General features: G+C 36.1%; 1 protein-coding gene and 1 pseudogene. Both read left to right on the top strand.

What is annotated here, in order from left to right; translation table 11 throughout:
• A pseudogene (locus tag F6K38_RS41935) lies at nucleotides 1-303 on the top strand (hypothetical protein); the annotation flags it as partial.
• A 74-nt stretch (nucleotides 304-377) separates the two neighbouring features.
• On the top strand, nucleotides 378-1,226 hold the full coding sequence (locus F6K38_RS41930; protein ID WP_131827132.1) for a hypothetical protein: 849 nt from the start codon (nucleotides 378-380) through the stop codon (nucleotides 1,224-1,226).
• Nucleotides 1,227-1,420: the final 194 nt, after the last annotated feature.

Genomic DNA, 1,420 nt, shown 5'->3' with positions numbered 1-1,420 from the left:
GATAATGCTCAGTTACCAAAAATAGAAGACATCAATAAAGACTGGCTATGGCAAAAAAATCAGGCAGAAATAGAAATTTATAGTCAGGTTGCGGATTGGTTTATCTGTCAAACCAATAAGTTTATAAAAAAGGTTGAGTCTTCTCAAAAAGAAATTGTAGACCGTTATCAAGAGCGGCTAGATAAAGCCTATGATCAAGCTCAACTATCTTTACAAAAAGACTTATCGATCTGGAATCCCCTACACCAGGAAGCTAAACAACTTAAGGAAAATATTAAGAAAGCTGGAAAAGTGCTGAGGTAGTTTCCCTCTATTCTGTAAGCTAGGGAAGCAACTTGATCAATATTCCAATTTTCCTTAAAGAGTATGATAACCAAATGGATAAAGAATCTCGAAGCCGCTTCGACGAAGTTTATAGTGAAATTGAGAAATGCTACAAATCAAAAGCCAAGGGTTGTATGTATACAGCAATCAGCAAGCTGTCTCCAGACAACTACCAGGAAATCTGTGAGCATTTCAATATAACTCAGGATTCGACCATCACACAAGACTTTCAGTTTTTGAAAAAGTATTTCATTGACGATGATAACAATCATTGGAGTAATAATATGGATAGAGTATTAAAAGTATTATGTAAAGAAGTATTAGATAAGCCGTTGCCAGAAGAGGATCCGTTGACGCAGTGTTTACGAGTTACTCCTGAGCCTTGGTTGACAATTATCTTTATACTTTTCATCTCTCTTATAGTTATTGGCTCCTACGCTTTTCTGAAACCAGTGATTTTTAAAACCCAAGAAAAACCAGAGCAATATACACCACCACTGTCACCGCAACCAAAAGACTCTACAGGAAAAGAATCTATTTTGTGCTTAGTTGTTCCTTCTCATCAATTAAGTGACTTGAAGATAAGTGACTTGAAGAATCAAGATGATCTGATTCCCTCAAATCGTGTTAAAGAACTGATATCGTCTGCTTCTTATTTTTTATGTTATGGTTCAGGGCAACCTATTGACCAAATAGTAAACCTCAATCTCAGTCCGGATAGTATTAATTATTCGAGTGATGAAGATGCCTACATCCAGCTGAGAATTCCTGGAGGTGAGAATATAATTGGTCAAAAAACAAAGTTCGAGCTTAGAAAAAATCTACCTGATGGTGATGCTAAAATCGATAAAATTGCTCGTCTTATTAACCTATATGGTTTAGAAAACTTTATTTGTGCTTAAGGAATTATAGCAATTCTGTTTCCCATGAGGTACCAAGGGATCCCCCTAAATCCCCCTTAAAAAGGGGGACTTTGAGGTTGCTTACTGTACCTCATACATGCAATAAACGCTATAAAATAAATTGGAAAAATGGATTGGAAAACTGCTTCATCCTATTATGAAACTCGTTTAAGTCACGCTTTAACTGTGTTGCG

The organism is Moorena sp. SIO3B2, assembly GCF_010692525.1.
GTDB classification, from domain to species: Bacteria; Cyanobacteriota; Cyanobacteriia; order Cyanobacteriales; family Coleofasciculaceae; genus Moorena; species Moorena producens.
This window is presented reverse-complemented; position numbering and strand designations above follow the sequence as displayed.